The organism is Cellulophaga baltica (assembly GCF_018861125.1).
Classification (GTDB): Bacteria; Bacteroidota; Bacteroidia; order Flavobacteriales; family Flavobacteriaceae; genus Cellulophaga; species Cellulophaga baltica_A.
Genome location: NZ_JAHKQN010000010.1, coordinates 1 through 3153, shown reverse-complemented (window position 1 = coordinate 3153; position 3153 = coordinate 1). Strand labels below are relative to the sequence as shown.

The 3153-nt window shown below is 32.0% G+C and carries 3 protein-coding genes; all 3 read left to right on the top strand.

Annotation, left to right across the window (positions count from 1 at the left end):
• Window positions 1-422, top strand: a 422-nt coding sequence (locus KO500_RS02740; protein WP_354668429.1) for a contact-dependent growth inhibition system immunity protein, incomplete at its 5' end; no start/stop codon positions are given.
• Between the two features lie 65 nt (window positions 423-487).
• On the top strand, window positions 488-784 hold the full coding sequence (locus tag KO500_RS02735; protein WP_215954971.1) for a hypothetical protein: 297 nt from the start codon (window positions 488-490) through the stop codon (window positions 782-784).
• A gap of 646 nt (window positions 785-1430) precedes the next feature.
• Window positions 1431-3002: a reverse transcriptase domain-containing protein gene (locus KO500_RS02730; protein ID WP_215954970.1), complete on the top strand. Its 1572-nt coding sequence runs from the start codon at window positions 1431-1433 to the stop codon at window positions 3000-3002.
• The last annotated feature ends 151 nt before the right edge of the window (window positions 3003-3153 follow it).

Sequence of the window (3153 nt, the reverse complement as noted above, 5' to 3'; positions counted from 1 at the left end):
GTTGGCAACAAGCTGAAAAAAAACCGAGAATGGAAACAAAATCAATCGAACAATTAGAAAAAGATATTTGGAAAAACCCTTCCGAATTTCCTACTGATTTGGTTGAAAAATGTTATCGTTATCGGAAAATCAGCATTGCGGAATTGACAAACGAACAGATAAGACTTCTGATTTCTCAACAAATCGGAACTAAATATCTAATCGGAATCGCACTCGAAAAACTCGAACGGAATATTTTGACCGAATGTGATATTTATGAAGGCGATTTACTTATTGCAGTTTCGAATTTACCGACTGAATTTTGGAATGAAAATAAAACTGAATTTTTGACTTTTAAAAATATTGTGGAACGGAATTCGGAATTAATAAAAAACGAACTCGGAGAAAATAAATTTGACCGAATAAATGAAAAAACAAGTTGAAAATATTAAATAAAATATTCCTTTTAATTATCATAACGCTAATATCAAGTTGCGGAGTAAAAGAAATGGAATTTGACAAATCTAAATGGAATGAAAGATTTGACGGATTTTATGAATATCGAGAAAATATGGTCCAAGACTTAATGGAAAATTATCTCGAAAAAGGAATGGAATTAAAAAAAGTCATTGGATTATTAGGAGAACCTGGTAATTATCAAATTAAAAAAGAAAACGAAATTACTTACGAAATAATGGTTGATTATGGTTGGAATATAGACCCAATGGAAGGAAAAGAATTATACGTAGAATTTGACAAAGACTCAATTGTAATTGATTTTAGATTAGAACATTGGGAACATTAAAAAATAAAAGCCAGTTGCCAACACCGTGTATAATTAATGGCTGGTTCAAGCTTACTTACGAAAATCCTTGCGGATTTTCTATTCGGTTTTTATTTGCTAAATTAGGTGCTTAAACACGCCACTAATCATACACAAAACCGTTGTGTGTAATGTCAGAAACACCTCGACCGAATTCAAAATTTTCAACTTTCATTTCAAATGCTGAGAAACTGACACCTAAAATGACAGTATGTCATAAGAATCTCATAAAAACACTACTTTTTCAGTAAATTTTTTAAATGGTACGGTTTGTGACTGTTTGAATATCAAGGATTAAGAGTTGGGACAAGACTGGTAGGTACGTTTTATGTAAAGTGCACATTAGTGTTCCACGCGCAGACTTCGGCTGACGTGTGAAGAGAGATTCCAATCTTGCAAATCTTTATCAATGTTATTACAAGTTGCATTGAGAGGACTGTAAGTTGACCTTTCTTAGTTTCTATTTCTGCGAGTGCTATCATAATTGATGGTGTTAGTAAAGATACGAACAATATTCTATCAATGAGTGGCGTTGCCTATAGCGAAAGTGAAAAGCAACTTCAGGATTGTATCTACCGATAAGTGAGCCACGACCAACTCTAATTCTTTTTTTAATCAATGTTTGACTATGAATGACGAATGGCTAAAATTTAAAAAATACCCACACATAGGAAAACCGTTAACAAGCCAAAAAGACAAGACTTGGTTAAAAAGTTACATCGCAAATCCAGAAAACATTGCAAATCACAAGTTCGTACCACTCTTACACAGAACTTTAAGTCAGCGAAAATATAGACCGCAAGAAAATGCACCTAAGAATAATAGTGGAAAACGTCAACGAACCGTAAGCGACAAGAAAGAACGTCATATTTATTTTCCATCTCATTTAGATTCAATAATTTATAGCTATTACAGTCATTTGCTTACAAAAGCTTATGAGAAACATTTAGAAGACAAACCTTATGGCTCTGTTGCTGTAGCGTATAGAAAAATCCCTATCGGCAATGGCAAAAGTGGTAATAAATCTAATATCGAATTTGCATTCGAGGCATTTGAATTCATTGAAAAAAATAAGCACCGAAAACTTTCTATCATTATCGCAGATGTAACTTCGTTTTTTGACAATCTAGACCATCGTATTTTACATAGTCAATGGAAACGTGTTTTGGGTACAACCAATTTACCTGATGACCATTATACAATATTCAAGAATCTTGTTGATAATAAATATGTTAATGAAAATGAATTATTTAAAAGGTTCCAGCATAAATTAATAATTGAACGTTTTAGACCAAATGACACAACACAAAAAATATTAAAGCGAAAGAAAGTCAGTAAAATCTACAATATGCGACACGAAAATGTTGTTGCATTTTGTGATAAAGATGAGTTTTTTGAGGAAGCTACTGATTTAATAAGAGTCGACAAGCCATACAAAAGAGACGTTCGGAAAAAACTAAATAAAGCGGAAAAAAAAGGAATTCCGCAAGGAACACCAATCAGCGCAACACTAGCCAATATTTATATGCTTGATTTTGATGAACGAGTATACTCAGAAGTTACATCAAAGTCAAAGGAAGCTTATTATCAAAGATATAGTGATGATTTAATCATTGTTTGCGACCAAAAGGATGAAAAATATTTCTATGACTTAATTCAAAAAGAAATTGAAGTTGAGGCTAACTTAGAAATTCAAGCAAAGAAAACTAACGTTTACAGGTATGAATTTAATGAAAAGTCAATTTTTAAAGGTGGCATAGTAGAAAATAGTATAGTCAACCCAAATAAACAATTAGAATATTTGGGGTTTATGTACGATGGCTCAAAAGTAAAAGTCAAAACTGCTGGTTTTTCAAAATTTTATAGAACTATGAAAAGGTCCTTTAGAAGAGGCGCACATTTTGCAAAAAAAGCGCACATTCCATCTGATTCACTTTTCGAAACTAGATTGTATAAAAGATTTACTCATTTAGGTTCTAAAAGACGTTTAAAATGGTTGCCAGACGAAAACAGTCCAACTGGATATAGTCCTTCAAAGCATTACGATTGGGGAAATTTCATAAGCTATCTCAATAAAGCAAATTATGTTATGAAAGAAATTAATGGAGATGATTCTATAAGTCAGCAATACAGCAAGGTTTGGAATAAATTTCATAAAATAAAAAAGTCTACATATCAAGAATTAGGTATTGAAAAGTAAAAAACACTACACACAACAATGTGTATAATTCATTGCTAGTTATAGCTTACTTACGAAAGTCCTCGCGGACTTTCTATCTGTGATTATATGCTAACTTTAGTGCTTAAACACGCAACGAAATCATACACTAGACCGTTGTCATTAATTTTAT